The following is a 17,735-nucleotide window of genomic DNA, read 5'->3' as shown; positions in this document are numbered from 1 at the left end:
GAAGTTGCCACCTGGCGTTTTACTTTCATTCGAAATTAAATTTGTGCTTTAGCTCACATTGTTATTAAAATGTTTCTGGTCGCAGTTATGAGCCAGGAGCATATATGACCATCAAAGTTATCGTCACCGATATGGACGGAACTTTTCTCGACGACGCCAAGCAATACGATCGTGCACGCTTTATGGCGCAGTATCAGGAACTGAAGAAACGAGATATTGAATTTGTCGTGGCAAGCGGCAACCAGTATTACCAGTTGATCTCCTTTTTCCCGCAGCTCAAAGATGAGATCTCTTTTGTCGCCGAGAACGGGGCGCTGGTGTTTGAACATGGCAAACAGCTGTTTCACGGCGAGCTTACGCGCCACGAATCACGCATTGTCATTGGCGAACTGCTCAAAGATAAGCAACTCAACTTTGTGGCCTGTGGACTGCAAAGCGCCTACGTGAGCGAAAATGCCCCAGAGTCCTTTGTCGGTTTGATGTCAAAACACTACCACCGCCTGAAACCCGTCAAGGATTATCAGGATATCGACGATGTGCTGTTCAAGTTCTCGCTGAATTTACCGGACCAACAGATCCCGCTGGTTATCGATCACCTTCATTCTGCTCTCGACGGCATTATGAAGCCCGTCACCAGCGGCTTTGGGTTTATCGACCTGATCATTCCAGGCTTACATAAAGCCAACGGGATCAGCCGTCTGCTAAAACGCTGGAACCTGTCACCGCAAAACGTGGTCGCCATTGGCGACAGTGGCAATGACGCGGAAATGCTGAAGATGGCGCACTACTCTTTCGCCATGGCCAATGCGGCAGAGAGCATCAAAGCGATTGCCCGCTATCAGACCGATGACAATAACCATCAAGGCGCGCTGAACGTAATTCAGGCAGTGCTGGATAACACTTCACCTTTTAACGTCTGATCCTGCCAACCGGGGTATCCCTCATCCCGGTTTTCACTCTTTTTCTATTTTGCTCACACCAGCAGGTTTTTAAACTTGCATTAACCAATTTTTAACTTATATTGTCACTTGCAATCAAATTTAGTTTCGAATGAAAGTTAATGCGAGGTGGTTATGGCTTTTACTTTTACCAGCGACACGTTGCCCGCCGATCACAAAGCGGCAATCCGTCAGATGAAACAGCAACTGCGGGCACAGCTTGGGGATGTTCAGTTGATCTTCAATCAGCTGAGCGATGCCATTGCCACCCGCGTGGCGGAAATCAACGCTCTCAAAGCGCAAAGCTCCCCGGTATGGCCTGTGTTGTCCTATGCGGATATTAAAGCGGGTCGCGTGAGTGCAGAGCAGCGTGAAGAAATTAAGCGTCGCGGATGCGCAGTCATTAAAGGGCATTTCCCCCGCGAACAGGCGCTGGCATGGGATCAGTCGATGCTCGATTACCTGGATCGCAACCATTTTGATGACGTCTACAAAGGGCCGGGCGATAACTTCTTCGGCACCCTGAGCGCATCGCGACCTGAAATCTACCCCATTTACTGGTCCCAGGCGCAGATGCAGGCCCGCCAAAGTGAAGAAATGGCCAATGCCCAGTCGTTCCTCAATCGTCTTTGGACATTTTCAAGCGAAGGTAAACAATGGTTTAACCCGGATGTCAGCGTTATCTACCCTGACCGTATACGCCGCCGTCCGCCGGGAACCACCTCTAAAGGGCTGGGAGCGCATACGGATTCCGGCGCGCTGGAACGCTGGCTGCTGCCTGCGTATCAGCAGGTATTTGCTCATGTTTTCAATGGCAAGCTGGCAGATTACGATCCGTGGCAGGCTGCGCATCGCACCGAAGTAGAAGAGTACACGGTGGATAACACCACCAAATGTTCAGTGTTCCGTACCTTCCAGGGCTGGACTGCGTTGTCCGATATGCTGCCAGGACAGGGATTGTTGCATGTGGTTCCGATTCCTGAAGCGATGGCGTATGTGCTGTTACGCCCATTGCTTGACGATGTGCCGGAAGATGAGCTTTGCGGCGTAGCGCCCGGCAGAGTCCTGCCGATTTCTGCGCAATGGCATCCGTTGCTGATTGAAGCGTTAACCAGCATCCCACAACTGGACGCCGGAGACTCCGTGTGGTGGCATTGCGATGTGATTCACTCCGTCGCGCCTGTCGAAAATCAGCAGGGCTGGGGTAACGTTATGTATATCCCTGCCGCCCCGATGTGCGAAAAAAATCTGGCCTACGCCCACAAAGTGAAAGCTGCGCTGGAAAAAGGCGCATCGCCGGGTGATTTCCCGCGAGAGGATTATGAAACTAACTGGGAAGGACGCTTCACGCTGGAGGATTTGAATATCCACGGTAAACGCGCGCTGGGGATTATTTAATATGTAGCTTACGCAATTTTCCCTAAATATTTCGCGTTACAGGAAGGCGACCAGCCTGTAAATCCCCGGGAGCTTACATAAGTAAGTGACCGGGGTGAACAGGTGCAGCCAACACACCTGTAACACGAAAGACGACGGGTAAATTAACCGTCAATACCTTTACTACGCAGGTAATCTTCGTAGTTGCCGGTGAAGTCGATCACGCGTTCCGGCGTAATCTCAATCACGCGGGTCGCCAGGGAACTGACGAACTCACGGTCGTGAGAAACAAAGATCAACGTGCCCTGATACATTTCCAGCGCCATGTTCAGCGACTCGATAGATTCCATATCCAGGTGGTTGGTCGGTTCATCCATGACCAGGATATTCGGTTTCTGCATCATCAGCTTACCGAAAAGCATGCGTCCTTTTTCACCACCGGAGAGCACTTTTGCAGGTTTCTTGATATCGTCCTGGCTGAACAGCAGACGGCCAAGGAAGCTGCGCACAACCTGCTCATCATCGCCTTCTTGTTTCCACTGGCTCATCCATTCGAAGACGGTCAGATCGTTTTCAAACTCGTATTCATGATCCTGCGCGTAGTAACCCACCTGGGCGTTTTCAGACCACTTAACGGTACCGTTGTCCGGCTGCAAATCGCCAACCAACGTTTTCAGCATGGTGGATTTACCCACGCCGTTGGCACCAATGATGGCAACCTTCTCCCCTACTTCCAGCAGCAGGTTGAAGTTTTTAAACAGCGGACCTTCATCAAAACCTTTCGCCAGCGCTTCCACTTCCAGCGCGTTACGGAACAGTTTCTTATCCTGTTCGAAGCGGATGAACGGGTTCTGACGGCTGGATGCTTTCACTTCGTCGAGCTTGATCTTATCAATCTGACGCGCACGAGAGGTCGCCTGTCGAGATTTAGACGCGTTGGCGCTAAAGCGGCTGACGAAGGATTGCAGATCGGCAATCTGTGCTTTCTTCTTGGCGTTATCGGCCAGCAGACGTTCACGCGCCTGGGTTGCCGCCGTCATGTATTCGTCGTAGTTACCCGGATAAACACGCAGTTCGCCATAGTCCAGATCCGCCATGTGTGTACAGACCATGTTCAGGAAGTGACGGTCGTGCGAAATGATGATCATGGTGCTGTCACGCTCGTTCAGCGTCTGCTCCAGCCAGCGAATGGTGTCGATATCCAGGTTGTTCGTTGGTTCGTCGAGCAGCAGAATGTCCGGGTTAGAGAACAGCGCCTGCGCCAGAAGCACACGCAGCTTCCAGCCGGGCGCGACTTCGCTCATCGGGCCGTAATGCTGTTCTACCGGAATGCCTACGCCCAGCAGCAGTTCACCCGCACGCGCTTCCGCAGAGTAGCCGTCCATTTCGCCATACTGAACTTCGAGATCAGCAACTTTATAGCCGTCTTCTTCGCTCATCTCAGCCAGGGCGTAAATGCGATCGCGCTCCTGCTTCACTTCCCACAGTTCAGCGTGACCCATGATCACGGTGTCAAGCACGGTGAATTCTTCAAAGGCGAATTGATCCTGGCGCAGCTTACCGATACGCTCGTTAGGATCGAGGGAAACGTTACCCAGCGTCGGTTCGAGGTCGCCGCCGAGAATTTTCATAAAAGTGGATTTACCGCTACCGTTCGCGCCAATCAGGCCGTAACGGTTGCCGCCGCCAAATTTGACGGAAATATTTTCAAACAGCGGCTTACTGCCGAACTGCATGGTGACGTTGCTGGAAACTAACACTGGCGTATCCTGAAAGAGAAAGAAATATGTGACAAACCGCTTATTATGCCATAAGTCTGCAAGAAGATCGCGTCTTCATGCGGAAGGGATAAAGTGAAACCAAAAGGAAAAAAATGTGATTTAGTACACATCCGAATTCCTTGTTGCTCAGATTGCACATATAATGCGTGCCCAACACTACATAAATCTCAACCCACTAGCCTGCCTGGCACTGAATCTCGCATACATGAATATGAATATGAAATTAACAACGCTTTTCGCGGCGGCACTCGCAATAGTTGGTTTTTGTAATACCGCTTCAGCCGTCACGTACCCGCTGCCGACCGATGGTAGCCGTTTGATTGGCCAAAACCAGGTCATTACTATTCCTGAAGGCAACACCCAACCGCTGGAGTATTTTGCGGCAGAGTATCAGATGGGTCTGTCTAACATGCTGGAAGCCAACCCGGGCGTGGATACCTTCCTGCCGAAAGGCGGCACCGTGCTGAACATTCCTCAGCAGTTGATCCTGCCGGATACCGTGCATGAAGGTATTGTTATCAACAGCGCTGAAATGCGTCTGTACTACTACCCGAAAGGCACCAACACCGTCATTGTTCTGCCGATCGGTATCGGCCAGTTGGGCAAAGACACGCCAATCAACTGGACCACTAAAGTAGAACGTAAAAAAGCAGGCCCAACCTGGACGCCAACGGCGAAAATGCATGCGGAATACCGCGCTGCAGGCGAGCCGCTGCCAGCCGTTGTTCCGGCGGGTCCGGATAACCCGATGGGACTGTACGCGCTGTATATCGGTCGCCTGTATGCTATCCACGGTACCAATGCTAACTTCGGCGTCGGCTTACGTGTCAGCCACGGTTGCGTACGTCTGCGTAACGACGACATCAAATTCTTGTTTGAAAATGTGCCGGTCGGCACCCGTGTACAGTTTATTGATGAGCCGGTAAAAGCCACTACCGAACCAGACGGTAGCCGTTACATCGAAGTACATAACCCGCTGTCTACGACTGAAGCACAGTTCGAAGGCGGGGAAATTGTACCGATTACCCTGACCAAGAGCATTACCAGCATCACCGGTCAGCCTGACGTCGATCAGGCCGTCGTTGAGCAGGCAGTACAGAACCGTTCTGGTATGCCGGTTCGCCTGAACTAATCTGCTATATATGCCCGATGGCGCTACGCTTATCGGGCCTACCAACACTGTAGGCCGGATTAGGCGCCAGCCGCCATCCGGCACACCACATCAATTACATCATTAGCAACAAACCATAACCCACCAGCGCCGCCCATATCAGCATCGGTACCGAATACCAATGAAAACGCCACCAGATCCGGCGGTCGTTTGCCATCCGTAACGCAATGAGATTCGCCAGCGATCCTGGCAACAGCCCAAAGCCGCCCACATTGACCGCCCAGGCCAGAAGCAGCGTTGGCGGGACGTAGTTCAGCAGCAAAATCGTACTGGGCACATTACTGATAAACTGCGACAGGCCAATGGCGGTCAGCCAAAGTCCCGGCGCTGAAAGCGCGCCAATCTGGTGGGTTATCCCCTGCAGGGCCGGAAGCTGCGTCAGCAAGTGCACATCAATGAACATCGCCATAAACACCAACAGCAGCGTCCAGTCTACGCTGAGGATCACGCTACGAGCCAGCACCATGAACCCTGCCGCCACAATCGCCAGACCCCACAGCTCTTGTTTTAACTCCAGTGCTGCAAGGAAGATGATATACAACACCAGACAGCCCCACACCAGACGCGGTTGCCAGTCAGGTGCGCGCGTACCGGTATGATAGTGCAACGCTTTATTCGGGAAACTGAACCAGCACAGCACCACCAGCGTCAGCATCATGGCCCCCGCAAGCGGCGCCATTTGCCAGGTAAACGCGGTAAACGATAAGCCTGAGCGTCCCCACATCAGAATGTTTTGTGGATTACCTATTGGCGTGAGCAACGATCCGGCGTTAACCGCCAGCGCCTCAAAGATAATCAGGCGATTCACCGGAATAGCGCACAATTTTTTCAGGGTGATGGTCAGCGGAACAACAATAAACAGCGCAACATCGTTGGTCAGAAACGTCGACAACAACGCCGCCGCCAGCACCATAAATATCGCCAGCTGGCGCTCTGTTTTGAAACGGCGGGTCATCTTGCGCCCTAACACATCGAAGTAACCACTTTGCTCCACGCCTTTGGTCAGTAACATCAGGCCACTGAGTGTGATAATTGTGTGCCAGTCAATCGCTCCCGGCCACGACCGGGGTGTAAATGGCGTGAACAGGCTCAGTACAACCCCAACGATGATTAACAGCTGGAAAAAACGATCGCGCTGTAAGGCGCGTAATAAAGGAAAACTCATTCAGAGCCTGTTCCTTGCTGTTGCGTAAACCGGCTAAAAGCCTCCAGCGTTTCCTTACTGACGTGATGTTCCATCCCCTCCGCGTCGCGACGGGCAATTTCCGGACTGATACCTAACATCAACAGGAAATTCTCCACAATCTGATGACGCTCCCGACTTTCCTGAGCCAGTCGTTCACCTTCTGCGGTTAAAAACACGCCTCGCCAGGGGATCATTTCAATCAATCCGACTGAAGCAAGACGCTTAAGCATTTTAGCAACCGTCGGCTGGGAAACCCCAAGCCGTGCGGCCATATCCACCTGGCGCGCTTCACCTACCTCAATAATGAGATCGGAAATCAGCTCTACGTAGTCATCAATCAGCTCACGGCGATGCGCCTCCCGGACCTGACGAAATCCTTCAACGTGTTCTTCGACATTCACCAATTGCGTCACTTTTTTTGTTGTGGGCGTACCTGCGCGACGACTCATTCTGCTTCCTCGTTACTGTGACGCGTTAACGGCATCTGATTAGAGAGCACTCATTGTAAACCAGAGTTGCGCGGGCACAAAAAATTAACGTTTTAGCAATAGCTATATAATATAGCCTGTGCTATATCTGTATATAATAAAGACATCCCTCAAGGATTGATGGGATCGTGAAGTCAGGAGGTTTACATGAATGAATTTAAGAGGTGTATACGCGTGTTTAGCCACTCTCCCTTTAAAGTACGGTTGATGCTGATCTCTATGCTGTGTGACATGATTAACAGCAAACCAGAGAAGGATAAACCTTCAGAAAAATAATGCGGCGTCGCGGTACGCCGCTTCATTTTCCTGCCGTCATCCGGGTACGGTGGTGGTTTTCATCTCAATAACCCTTCTTTTTGTCAGTTTTGCCACGTCCCTCGCAAAACAATTTCTTTGTAGTAGTTGACCTTCTCTTGCGCACACTCTATCTTTTCGCAGCCCTGCATATATTGCGGCTCGCGGATGCGGACCCTATCCCTCTTCTCGCTCTCTCAGGCAGGCAATGACCCTTAGCGCCAGGGTAAGCACATGGCGTTTTTGTAACAGTGGCATATGAATTTAACCCTCAAAGATTCAATCATTGCTCGCAGCCGGGCGATTAGTCCGTGGACTGGCCTCTATTTCTTACAGTCTCTGCTGATCAACCTTGCGCTGGGCTATCCGCTTAGCCTGCTCTATAGCGTTGCTTTCACCTGTATATTAATGCTGATGTGGCGCAGCGCGCCGCGCGCGCAGAAAGTGCTGATTGGCATTTGCTCGCTGATTGCGGCAATGTATTTTCCGTTCGGCCAGGCTTACGGCTCACCGAACTTCAATACCTTGCTGGCGCTGCACTCAACCAATATGGAAGAGTCCACCGAAATCCTGACCATCTTCCCATGGTACAGTTATCTGGTCGGGGTATTTATTTTCGCCCTCGGCGTTATCGCCGTACGTCGTAAAAAAGATGAACAAAAGCGTGGCTGGAACAAGTTCGACAGCGTTTGTTTGCTGTTCAGCGTTGTCGCATTCTTTGTTACCCCGGTACAAAACCTGGCCTGGGGCGGCGTGTTCAAGCTGAAAGACACTGGCTATCCGGTATTCCGCTTTGCCAAGGACGTGATCGTCAATAACAACGAAGTGCTCGACGAACAAGAGCGTATGGCGAAGCTGTCGAGCGTGAAAGACAGTTGGACCGTAACCGCCGTGAAGCCGAAGTATCACACCTACGTCGTGGTGATCGGCGAAAGCGCCCGCCGCGATGCGTTAGGCGCGTTTGGCGGTCACTGGGATAACACCCCGTTTGCCAGCTCTGTTAACGGCTACATCTTTGCGGATTACATTGCTGCCAGCGGTTCAACGCAAAAGTCACTCGGCCTGACGCTGAATCGGGTGGTCGACAATAAGCCCCAGTTCCAGGATAACTTTGTCACTCTGGCCAACCGCGCAGGTTTCCAGACATGGTGGTTTTCCAATCAGGGACAAATTGGTGAATACGACACGGCCATCGCCAGCATTGCAAAACGCGCTGATGAAGTTCAGTTCCTCAAGAACGGTGACTTCGAAGCGGATAAAAATACCCGTGACGAAGCGCTGTTGAAGATGACCGCTCAGGTGCTGGCAACCGAGCGCACTCAGCCGCAGCTCATTGTATTGCATTTAATGGGCTCACATCCGCAGGCCTGCGACCGTACGCAGGGTAAGTACGAGACTTTCGTCCAGTCAAAAGAGACGTCTTGCTACCTGTACACCATGACGCAAACGGATGACCTACTGCGCCAGCTATACGATCAGCTACGTAATAGCGGTACCAGCTTCTCGATGGTCTATTTCTCCGATCATGGCCTCGCGTTTAAAGAACGGGGAAAAGAGGTGCAGTACCTCGCGCATGACGATCAGTTCCAGCAGAATTTCCAGGTACCTTTCATGGTGCTGTCGAGTGATGATAAAGCGCATCGGGTGATTAAGGCCCGTCGATCCGCCAATGATTTCCTCAGTTTTTTCTCGCAGTGGACAGGGATCAGCGCAAAAGAAATCACCAACAGCTACCGCTTTATCTCAGAGAAAAAAGCCGGGCCGGTCTACATCACCAACTTTAAGCTGCAGAAGGTGGACTACAACCACCTTGGTACCGACATCTTCGAGACCAAATCTCGTTAACAGCTCATATTGCAGGCAAAAAAAATCCGCCCCGAGAGGCGGATTTTTCATATCACCGAAGTGATTAGAAGCGGTAACCCACGCCAGCGATCCAGGTGCCAACGTCAACGCTACGAATACGGCTCTGCTCGTAGGAGAAGTCCAGAGCAACGTTTTCGATCGGGTTGAACTGCAGACCAGCACCGTAAGAGAAACCGTAGTCGCTGGTGGTGTGGTTGTCAGCCGGGGATGCTGCGTTCTGGAATTTACCGTAACCAACACCCACTACACCGTAGATGCTTGCCCAGTCGTTCAGACGGTAAGCCGGACCAGCAGTGATGCCGTAGTACTGGGTTTTGTTGTAGTCGCCAGAAGCATCGGTACGATCTTTTTCAGTGTAAGTGAAGGAACCGATAACACCCAGCGGGTTGTTGTCCTGCTCGTAGCGATACTTCAGGTTGAAACCGTTCATTTTGTTCGCTGCGCCCTGAGCATCGCTCTGAGCGTAACCACCGGTAACGGTAGAAGTAGCAGCTACAGCAGTACCTGCGGAGAAAGCCAGAACAGCGGCCAGTGCTGAAAGACATGCAATTTTTTTCATAACCACCTCAAATGTGCTTCAAGTAAATCTTAAGTTTTAAATATACCAAAAATTGATGGGAAACTCTTTGCGATTAGCGATGTCTAATGGGGTCTTTCATGTAACAGAACATTTCAGAAATCCGCTATCTCTTTCAATTAACATCACTTTTCTAAAGTAAAATGCCATTATTGCGCGCACAATATGGCACATTCATCCAGATTATTCCTAATCACGCAGATTATTAATCCATCAGTTTCATGCCATTGTACGGAACTGAGCAATTTTTTTTTCAACGAATACTCAACCGCATGTGTGTATTTCCATTACACTCGCTGTTTTACTTCTATTGACATAATTTGACAGGAGAAAGGATGCCGGGGTCGTCACGTAAAGCGCCAGTCTGGTTGCCTATTTTGGTTTTGCTAATTGCTATGTCCTCCATTCAAAGCGGAGCATCTCTGGCGAAATCGCTGTTCCCGCTCGTCGGCGCGCCGGGCGTTACCGCGTTGCGCCTTGCGTTGGGCACCCTCATCCTTATCGCCTTCTTTAAACCCTGGCGTTTGCGATTCGCCAAAGAACAGCGCCTGCCCCTTCTGTTTTATGGCCTGTCTCTGGGCGGGATGAACTATCTCTTCTATCTGTCAATCCAGACCGTGCCACTGGGAATTGCCGTGGCGCTGGAATTTACCGGCCCGCTGGCGGTAGCGCTGTTTTCATCCCGGCGCCCGGTGGATTTCATTTGGGTTGCACTGGCTGTACTCGGACTGTGGTTCCTGCTGCCATTAGGTCAGGACGTTTCTCACGTCGATTTAACCGGTGCTGCGCTAGCGCTGGGGGCTGGTGCCTGCTGGGCCATCTATATTCTTACCGGGCAGCGAGCCGGGGCGGAACACGGTCCGGCAACCGTCGCAGTAGGGTCATTAATTGCAGCACTGGTATTTGTGCCAATCGGCGCGATCCAGGCTGGTGATGCCCTGTGGCATTGGTCCATTCTGCCGTTAGGCCTGGCCATTGCAGTCCTCTCTACTGCACTTCCCTATTCACTGGAGATGATTGCATTGACGCGCCTGCCGACGCGTACTTTCGGTACATTGATGAGTATGGAACCTGCCCTGGCAGCGGTTTCCGGAATGATCTTCCTCGGTGAAACGCTGACGCTTATCCAGACACTCGCTCTGGGTGCCATTATCGTCGCATCAATGGGCTCTACGCTCACTATTCGTAAAGAGCCACAAATAAAACAAGTCGACGTGAATTAACCACGTAATATTCTGCATGGTTTGCATAATCATGCAGAATATCCAATTGTAAATCTGCGTGATAATAATTCTAAAAAATATAATTTTCTCATCCGCATATTTCATTCAATCTCAAAAATTAACATAAAAATAACACCACGTAAGAAACACAACACTCATTGCATTGATTTTATTTGATATTTTATATCTTCCCCCTTCTTCGCTATTAAAGTGATAGGCAACACCGGAAAAAAAAATCCAAATTTAGCGCTATACTTAATTCCGTTGAAGAGTTGGGACATAACTATCAAGAGGATATGAAAATATGAGTACCGCGAAACTGGTAAAAACAAAAGCATCCGCCCTCCTTTATACCCGCAACGATGTGTCTGATAGCGAAAAGAAAGCGACCGTTGAACTGCTGAATCAGCAAGTAATCCAGTTCATTGACCTGTCATTGATCACCAAACAGGCTCACTGGAACATGCGCGGCGCAAACTTCATTGCGGTACATGAAATGCTGGATGGCTTCCGTACAGCCCTGACCGATCACCTCGACACGATGGCTGAACGCGCCGTACAGTTGGGCGGTGTGGCACTGGGCACAACTCAGGTTATTAATAGCAAAACGCCTCTGAAAAGTTACCCGCTGGATATCCATAGCGTACAGGACCACTTAAAAGAACTGGCTGAACGTTATGCCGTAGTTGCAAACAGCGTACGTAAGGCTATTAGCGAAGCAAAAGACGAAGATACCGCAGATATCTTTACCGCAGCTTCTCGCGACCTCGATAAATTCCTGTGGTTTATCGAAGCCAACATTGAGTAACAGCAGACATAAGAATTACCTATATAACCCTCGCTCCGGCGGGGGTTTTGCACATCTATGGTGCATAACATTGATCGTTCGTCACTCCAAAGTAAATTATTTGTAATAATCACCTCACACAATCGTTAACGAAAGATTGTTTTATCAACAATTTTTACGCTAAATAGTCATACCGTTTGCACCGTGGCTGGTTCGCACCAAATGAGTGCCCCAAAACAGTGCAAATTACTCGCTTTGCCCTACTTATTGTGCAGAGAAACGAGATACCCTCTTGTTAAAACAATGAGTTGCAAAATTGGCACGATTCTTTCATTAAGCCATATGTTCTCGCAGGGGATCGCCCCGTGGATATAAAAGGAAATCCTATGAAGTCTGTATTAAAAGTTTCACTGGCTGCACTTACCCTGGCTTTTGCGGTGTCCTCCCATGCCGCAGACAAGAAACTGGTTGTCGCAACCGACACCGCGTTTGTACCGTTTGAATTCAAACAGGGTGACAAATACGTTGGTTTTGATGTGGATCTGTGGGCTGCCGTTGCCAAAGAATTGAAACTGGATTATGAACTGAAACCAATGGATTTCAGCGGCATCATCCCGGCTCTGCAAACCAAAAACGTCGACCTGGCGCTGGCGGGTATCACCATCACCGATGAGCGTAAAAAAGCGATCGACTTCTCCGATGGCTACTACAAAAGCGGTCTATTAGTGATGGTGAAAGCAAATAACAACGACGTCAAAAGCGTAAAAGATCTGGATGGTAAAGTCGTTGCAGTTAAGAGCGGTACCGGTTCCGTTGATTACGCGAAAGCGAATATCAAAACCAAGGACCTGCGTCAGTTCCCGAACATCGATAACGCCTATATGGAACTGGGCACCAACCGCGCAGACGCCGTGCTGCACGACACACCAAACATTCTTTACTTCATCAAAACAGCTGGCAATGGCCAGTTCAAAGCTGTAGGCGAATCACTGGAAGCCCAGCAGTACGGCATCGCCTTCCCGAAAGGCAGCGACGACCTGCGTGAGAAAGTGAACGGCGCGCTGAAAACGCTGAAAGAGAACGGTACTTACAACGAAATCTACAAAAAATGGTTCGGTACTGAACCTAAATAATAACCGGTAGCGTTGCCCGGTGGCGTGATGCTTACCGGGCCTACGCCTGGATTTTTGAGACCTGTAAGCCGGATAAGCCCAGCGCATCCGGCAAAACGGGCATTTGAATATTTACACCACGGTAACAGGAACGACATATGCAGTTTGACTGGAGTGCCATCTGGCCCGCCATCCCGCTTTTGATTGAAGGCGCCAAAATGACCCTGTGGATCTCGGTCCTCGGTCTGGCTGGCGGTCTGATAATCGGACTTGCAGCAGGGTTTGCGCGCACTTTCGGCGGTTGGATCGCCAACCACGTAGCGCTGGTGTTTATCGAAGTCATTCGCGGTACGCCAATCGTTGTGCAAGTAATGTTTATTTACTTCGCTCTACCAATGGCATTTAACGATTTACGCATTGACCCCTTTAGCGCCGCCGTTGTCACCATCATGATCAACTCCGGTGCCTATATTGCGGAAATCACCCGCGGTGCGGTGCTCTCAATCCATAAAGGATTCAGCGAAGCCGGACTGGCCCTTGGACTTTCACGCACAGAGACTATTCGCCACGTTATTTTGCCTCTCGCGCTGCGTCGTATGCTGCCGCCGCTGGGCAACCAGTGGATCATCAGCATTAAAGATACCTCGCTGTTTATTGTCATTGGCGTCGCTGAACTGACCCGTCAGGGCCAGGAAATCATTGCCGGTAACTTCCGCGCACTGGAAATCTGGAGCGCCGTTGCGGTGTTCTATCTGATCATAACGCTGGTGCTGAGCTTCATTCTGCGTCGTCTGGAAAGAAGGATGAAAATCCTGTGATTGAATTTAAAAACGTTTCTAAGCACTTTGGTCCAACCCAGGTGCTGCACAATATTGACCTGAACATTCAACAGGGTGAAGTAGTGGTGATTATCGGACCGTCAGGATCCGGTAAATCTACCCTGCTACGCTGCATTAACAAACTGGAAGAGATAACCTCTGGAGATCTGATCGTCGACGGTCTGAAAGTGAACGATCCGAAGGTAGACGAGCGGTTAATCCGCCAGGAAGCCGGGATGGTATTTCAGCAGTTCTATCTGTTCCCGCATCTGACGGCGCTGGAAAACGTCATGTTCGGGCCGCAGCGCGTACGCGGGGCGAATAAAGAACAGGCCGAGAAACTGGCGAAAGAACTGCTGGCGAAAGTAGGTCTGGCCGAACGTGCGCATCACTACCCTTCTGAGCTGTCCGGTGGTCAACAACAGCGTGTGGCTATCGCCCGAGCGCTGGCGGTGAAGCCGAAAATGATGCTGTTTGATGAGCCAACCTCTGCGCTTGACCCGGAACTGCGTCATGAGGTTTTGAAAGTTATGCAGGATCTGGCGGAAGAAGGGATGACCATGGTGATTGTGACCCACGAAATCGGTTTTGCCGAGAAAGTGGCTTCACGCCTGATTTTCATTGATAAGGGAAGAATTGCCGAAGACGGTAATCCGCAGGCCCTGATTGAAAATCCGCCCAGCCAACGCTTACAGGAATTCTTGCAGCACGTATCCTGATAGCTCTGCCTCCCTTCGCCCGAAGGGAGGTTTTTCACCAGAATCCTCTCATTTCAATTCTCTCCCGCCCTGACATCTATACTTATCCTTTTGAATTTATTTTCTCATGGGAGGAGTCATGCGCGGGATCCTGTTCATTTTTGTTTGTCTGTTGAGTTTCCCGACTCAGGCGGTGACGATACCTGGCGTCACCACGCCAACATCAACCAACGCGCAAACCACAGCGGCGAAAGAGCCGGATATTGAACAGAAAAAAGCGGCTTACGGCGCACTGGCCGATGTGTTGGAAAATGACGCCTCGCGTCAGGAGCTGATCGGTCAGTTACGCAAAGTGGCCACTGCCCCTCCTGCCGAGCCGGTGCCGACCATTGTCCCGCCCACGTTAACGGAAGAAAAAACGGTACTGGAAAACGTCACGGACGTCACCCGCCACTACGGTGAGGCGCTCTCCAGCCGCTTTGCCCAGCTTTATCGCAATATTACCGATGCCCCGCATAAGACCTTTAATCCGCAAACGTTCACCAATGCTCTGACGCATTTTTTAATGCTGGCGGTGTCAGTGTTCGGTTTTTTCTGGCTGGTTCGCCTGTGCGCGCTACCGTTGTATCGCAAAATGGGACAATGGGCGCGGCGAAAAAACCGCGAACGCAGCAACTGGCTTCAGCTTCCGGCGATGATCGTTGGCGCATTCATTATTGATTTGCTTCTGCTGGCGCTGACATTATTTGTCGGGCAGATACTGAGCGACAAAATGAACGCTGGCAGTCGCACGATCGCCTTTCAGCAAAGCCTGTTTCTCAATGCCTTCGCCCTGATTGAATTCTTCAAGGCCATTTTGCGCCTGATATTTTGCCCAACGGTGGCCGAGCTGCGCCCGTTTAACATTCAGGATGCTGGCGCACGCTACTGGAATCGCCGTTTGAGTTCATTGAGCAGCCTGATTGGCTATGGGCTTATCGTTGCCGTACCCATTATCTCGAATCAGGTCAATGTGCAGGTCGGCGCGATGGCCAACGTCATCATCATGTTATGTATCACGCTATGGGCGCTGTACCTGATTTTCAGAAACAAGAAAGAGATAACGCAGCATTTGCTGAATCTGGCGGAAAGATCCCTCGCTTTTTTCAGTCTGTTTATTCGTGCTTTTGCGTTGGTATGGCATTGGCTGGCCAGCGCCTATTTCATTGTGCTGTTTTTCTTTTCGCTGTTTGATCCGGGCAACAGCCTGAAATTCATGATGGGCGCTACGCTGCGCAGTCTGGTAATCATTGGAATTGCCGCCTTTGTTTCCGGCATGTTTTCCCGCTGGATAGCCAAAACTATTACCCTTTCGCCACACACCCAGCGCAGCTATCCGGAACTGCAAAAGCGGCTGAATGGCTGGCTGTCGACAGCGTTAAGCGTAGCCAGGATCCTGACAGTGTGCGTTGCGGTGATGCTGCTACTGAATGCCTGGGGACTGTTCGACTTCTGGAACTGGCTGCATTACGGCGCAGGAGAAAAAACAGTGGATATCCTGATCCGTATCGCGCTGATTTTATTCTTCTCCGCCATCGGCTGGACGATTCTCGCCAGCCTGATTGAAAATCGTCTGGCTTCCGATATCCACGGTCGTCCGCTGCCCAGCGCTCGTACCCGCACCCTACTGACACTGTTTCGTAACGCACTGGCGGTGATCATCAGCACGATCACCATCATGATTGTGTTGTCGGAAATCGGCGTCAATATCGCCCCCTTACTGGCCGGGGCCGGGGCGCTGGGGCTGGCTATCTCTTTCGGCTCGCAAACGCTGGTAAAAGATATTATTACCGGGATTTTTATTCAGTTTGAAAATGGCATGAACACCGGCGACCTGGTGACCATCGGTCCACTCACCGGTACGGTTGAACGGATGTCCATCCGTTCTGTGGGCGTGCGTCAGGACACCGGGGCGTACCATATCATTCCCTGGTCATCGATAACGACCTTCGCCAACTTTGTGCGTGGCATTGGCTCAGTCGTCGCCAATTACGACGTAGACCGCCATGAGGATGCGGATAAAGCGAATCAGGCGTTGAAAGATGCGGTTGCTGCGGTGATGGAAAAAGATGATATTCGCGGGCTGATTATTGGCGAGCCGTCGTTTGCCGGGATTGTAGGATTAACCAATACAGCATTCACACTACGGGTCTCGTTTACCACCTTGCCGCTGAAGCAGTGGACGGTACGTTTTGCGCTCGACAGCCAGGTGAAGAAATACTTCGATCTGGCCAACATACGCGCCCCGGTACAGACCTATCAAGTGTTGCCTGCACCAGGGAATGGCCCAACATCTGCGGCAAGCGAACCGCTGCCGCCAACCGAGCCAACGCTTTAGCGTTTACGCGCCATAAAACGACGACGCTGATCGTTATCCATAAAGGTCCAGGCAATAAAGCGACTCTGCTTTTGCCCCTGGGCCATCTCTTTCTTGACCACTTTCACCGCGCCCGCATCCGTTAATGCGTGGTACAGCGGAGGCAAGTTCTCGCCGCGAGAAACCAGCGTGGTAAACCACATAACCTGACGGCCAAAAGCCTGGCTTTCGACGATCATTTTTTTGATGAACGCTACTTCGCCGCCTTCACACCACAGCTCCTGCTGTTGTCCGCCAAAGTTCAGCGCATCATCTTTATCTTGCCCCAGATTACGACGTTTACGCTCGCTTCCTGCGCGGGCTGAGGCCGCAGAATCATGGAATGGCGGGTTACACAATGTGGCTTCATACTGCTCATTTTTGTGAATGATACCGTTGAAGATTGCCGAAGCATCTTTCTGACGACGCAGACGAATAGCACGGGTTAACCCCGGATTGCCGTTTATGATCGCCTGAGCGCTGTTAAACGCTTCGCTACTGCTCTCACTGCCCGTGAATCGCCAGCCGTATTCATGCACGCCGATCAGCGGATAAATACAGTTTGCCCCTACGCCTATGTCCAGGATGCTCGCATTTGCCGGAATGGTTCCGCTGGTTTCCCCCAACAGGTCGGCCAGGTGGTGAATGTAGTCAGCACGACCAGGCACCGGCGGGCACAGAAAACCGTCCGGAATATCCCAGTTTTTCACCGCATAAAAATGCGCCAGCAGTGCTTTATTGAGCGCCTTTACTGCCTGCGGATTGGCGAAATCAACACTCTGCTCCCCGCCGGGCGTGAGGGTGAGAAATTGCGTCAGCTCTGGGGTAACCTGGCATAAAGTCGCAAGATCATAACGGCCATTGTGGCGGTTGCGTGGGTGTAATCCCGGTTTCTGGGCGGACATAGCATTCTCCTTTTAACAGCGGCGTAAGATACCCGCATAACGCCACGCGGTAAACACACACAACAAGGAAATTTGATTTTTTACGCCTGTTTGACGCTTTGCTGATTGTTCGAAAAACA

The 17,735-nt window shown here is 51.1% G+C and carries 16 protein-coding genes; 11 read left to right on the top strand and 5 right to left on the bottom strand.

The window, feature by feature from the left end; genetic code table 11:
- Positions 1-104: 104 nt before the first annotated feature.
- Both WC1_RS16500 and WC1_RS16505 read left to right on the top strand, forming a co-directional pair.
- On the top strand, positions 105-920 hold the full coding sequence (locus WC1_RS16500; protein WP_003836989.1) for a Cof-type HAD-IIB family hydrolase: 816 nt from the start codon (positions 105-107) through the stop codon (positions 918-920).
- 153 nt (positions 921-1,073) lie between these two features.
- Complete coding sequence (locus tag WC1_RS16505) at positions 1,074-2,336, top strand: DUF1479 domain-containing protein (RefSeq protein ID WP_016149835.1); 1,263 nt, start codon at positions 1,074-1,076, stop codon at positions 2,334-2,336.
- 143 nt (positions 2,337-2,479) lie between these two features.
- Here WC1_RS16505 and WC1_RS16510 read toward each other — a convergent pair whose 3' ends face one another.
- Positions 2,480-4,075, bottom strand: coding sequence for an ABC-F family ATPase (locus WC1_RS16510; protein ID WP_003035269.1), 1,596 nt, complete (start codon positions 4,073-4,075; stop codon positions 2,480-2,482).
- Positions 4,076-4,307: 232 nt separating this feature from the next.
- Here WC1_RS16510 and ldtB point away from each other — a divergent pair, with 232 nt between their 5' ends.
- On the top strand, positions 4,308-5,228 hold the full coding sequence (gene ldtB, locus WC1_RS16515; RefSeq protein WP_003845438.1) for a L,D-transpeptidase: 921 nt from the start codon (positions 4,308-4,310) through the stop codon (positions 5,226-5,228).
- Positions 5,229-5,322: 94 nt separating this feature from the next.
- Here the strand turns inward: ldtB and WC1_RS16520 are convergent, their stop codons facing one another.
- Both WC1_RS16520 and mntR read right to left on the bottom strand, forming a co-directional pair.
- Positions 5,323-6,432 (bottom strand): anion transporter, encoded by a 1,110-nt coding sequence (locus WC1_RS16520; RefSeq protein WP_016149833.1) that lies wholly within the window; start codon positions 6,430-6,432, stop codon positions 5,323-5,325.
- Positions 6,429-6,902, bottom strand: coding sequence for a manganese-binding transcriptional regulator MntR (gene mntR / locus WC1_RS16525; protein WP_003035264.1), 474 nt, complete (start codon positions 6,900-6,902; stop codon positions 6,429-6,431). The genes WC1_RS16520 and mntR overlap by 4 nt, the downstream gene beginning before the upstream one ends.
- Before the next feature lie 186 nt (positions 6,903-7,088).
- Here mntR and mntS point away from each other — a divergent pair, with 186 nt between their 5' ends.
- Together mntS and WC1_RS16535 are read left to right on the top strand one after the other, a co-directional pair.
- On the top strand, positions 7,089-7,217 hold the full coding sequence (mntS, locus tag WC1_RS16530) for a manganase accumulation protein MntS (protein ID WP_003035262.1): 129 nt from the start codon (positions 7,089-7,091) through the stop codon (positions 7,215-7,217).
- Positions 7,218-7,493: 276 nt separating this feature from the next.
- Positions 7,494-9,080, top strand: a complete 1,587-nt coding sequence (locus tag WC1_RS16535; RefSeq protein WP_016149832.1) for a phosphoethanolamine transferase — start codon at positions 7,494-7,496, stop codon at positions 9,078-9,080.
- Positions 9,081-9,144: 64 nt separating this feature from the next.
- Here WC1_RS16535 and ompX read toward each other — a convergent pair whose 3' ends face one another.
- Complete coding sequence (ompX, locus tag WC1_RS16540; RefSeq protein ID WP_003035257.1) at positions 9,145-9,660, bottom strand: outer membrane protein OmpX; 516 nt, start codon at positions 9,658-9,660, stop codon at positions 9,145-9,147.
- Between the two features lie 353 nt (positions 9,661-10,013).
- Here ompX and rhtA point away from each other — a divergent pair, with 353 nt between their 5' ends.
- The 6 genes from rhtA (at position 10,014) to ybiO (ending at position 16,693) form a co-directional block, all read left to right on the top strand.
- The gene (rhtA, locus tag WC1_RS16545) at positions 10,014-10,901 is read left to right on the top strand and encodes a threonine/homoserine exporter RhtA (RefSeq protein WP_003035255.1); all 888 of its coding nucleotides are present in this window, start codon (positions 10,014-10,016) and stop codon (positions 10,899-10,901) included.
- Between the two features lie 304 nt (positions 10,902-11,205).
- Positions 11,206-11,709 carry a DNA starvation/stationary phase protection protein Dps gene (dps, locus tag WC1_RS16550; RefSeq protein WP_003035253.1) on the top strand — a complete coding sequence of 168 codons (504 nt, stop codon included), beginning with the start codon at positions 11,206-11,208 and terminating at the stop codon, positions 11,707-11,709.
- A gap of 365 nt (positions 11,710-12,074) precedes the next feature.
- Positions 12,075-12,821, top strand: a complete 747-nt coding sequence (glnH, locus tag WC1_RS16555; protein WP_003837002.1) for a glutamine ABC transporter substrate-binding protein GlnH — start codon at positions 12,075-12,077, stop codon at positions 12,819-12,821.
- Between the two features lie 137 nt (positions 12,822-12,958).
- Positions 12,959-13,618 carry a glutamine ABC transporter permease GlnP gene (gene glnP, locus WC1_RS16560; RefSeq protein WP_003035248.1) on the top strand — a complete coding sequence of 220 codons (660 nt, stop codon included), beginning with the start codon at positions 12,959-12,961 and terminating at the stop codon, positions 13,616-13,618.
- Positions 13,615-14,337 carry a glutamine ABC transporter ATP-binding protein GlnQ gene (gene glnQ / locus WC1_RS16565; protein WP_003035246.1) on the top strand — a complete coding sequence of 241 codons (723 nt, stop codon included), beginning with the start codon at positions 13,615-13,617 and terminating at the stop codon, positions 14,335-14,337. Before glnP ends, glnQ begins: the two co-directional genes overlap by 4 nt.
- 118 nt (positions 14,338-14,455) lie before the next feature.
- On the top strand, positions 14,456-16,693 hold the full coding sequence (ybiO, locus tag WC1_RS16570) for a mechanosensitive channel protein (RefSeq protein WP_016149831.1): 2,238 nt from the start codon (positions 14,456-14,458) through the stop codon (positions 16,691-16,693).
- Here the strand turns inward: ybiO and rlmF are convergent.
- Positions 16,690-17,616 (bottom strand): 23S rRNA (adenine(1618)-N(6))-methyltransferase RlmF, encoded by a 927-nt coding sequence (rlmF, locus tag WC1_RS16575; RefSeq protein WP_003035241.1) that lies wholly within the window; start codon positions 17,614-17,616, stop codon positions 16,690-16,692. The genes ybiO and rlmF overlap by 4 nt on opposite strands.
- Between the last annotated feature and the right edge of the window lie 119 nt (positions 17,617-17,735).

The sequence above is a fragment of the Citrobacter sp. KTE30 genome, assembly GCF_000398825.1.
GTDB lineage: Bacteria > Pseudomonadota > Gammaproteobacteria > Enterobacterales > Enterobacteriaceae > Citrobacter > Citrobacter freundii.
The sequence above is the reverse complement of the archived record's forward strand: the minus strand, read 5'-3'. Positions and strand labels throughout refer to the sequence as shown.

Excerpts from the sequence above, each read along its gene's own strand:
- WC1_RS16500 (WP_003836989.1), top strand. The coding sequence starts at position 105 with ATGACCATCAAAGTTATCGTCACCGATATGGACGGAACTTTTCTCGAC.
- WC1_RS16505 (WP_016149835.1), top strand. The coding sequence starts at position 1,074 with ATGGCTTTTACTTTTACCAGCGACACGTTGCCCGCCGATCACAAAGCG.
- ldtB (WP_003845438.1), top strand. The coding sequence starts at position 4,308 with ATGAATATGAAATTAACAACGCTTTTCGCGGCGGCACTCGCAATAGTT.
- WC1_RS16520 (WP_016149833.1), bottom strand. The coding sequence starts at position 6,432 with ATGAGTTTTCCTTTATTACGCGCCTTACAGCGCGATCGTTTTTTCCAG.
- mntR (WP_003035264.1), bottom strand. The coding sequence starts at position 6,902 with ATGAGTCGTCGCGCAGGTACGCCCACAACAAAAAAAGTGACGCAATTG.
- mntS (WP_003035262.1), top strand. The coding sequence starts at position 7,089 with ATGAATGAATTTAAGAGGTGTATACGCGTGTTTAGCCACTCTCCCTTT.
- WC1_RS16535 (WP_016149832.1), top strand. The coding sequence starts at position 7,494 with ATGAATTTAACCCTCAAAGATTCAATCATTGCTCGCAGCCGGGCGATT.
- ompX (WP_003035257.1), bottom strand. The coding sequence starts at position 9,660 with ATGAAAAAAATTGCATGTCTTTCAGCACTGGCCGCTGTTCTGGCTTTC.
- rhtA (WP_003035255.1), top strand. The coding sequence starts at position 10,014 with ATGCCGGGGTCGTCACGTAAAGCGCCAGTCTGGTTGCCTATTTTGGTT.
- dps (WP_003035253.1), top strand. The coding sequence starts at position 11,206 with ATGAGTACCGCGAAACTGGTAAAAACAAAAGCATCCGCCCTCCTTTAT.
- glnH (WP_003837002.1), top strand. The coding sequence starts at position 12,075 with ATGAAGTCTGTATTAAAAGTTTCACTGGCTGCACTTACCCTGGCTTTT.
- glnP (WP_003035248.1), top strand. The coding sequence starts at position 12,959 with ATGCAGTTTGACTGGAGTGCCATCTGGCCCGCCATCCCGCTTTTGATT.
- ybiO (WP_016149831.1), top strand. The coding sequence starts at position 14,456 with ATGCGCGGGATCCTGTTCATTTTTGTTTGTCTGTTGAGTTTCCCGACT.
- rlmF (WP_003035241.1), bottom strand. The coding sequence starts at position 17,616 with ATGTCCGCCCAGAAACCGGGATTACACCCACGCAACCGCCACAATGGC.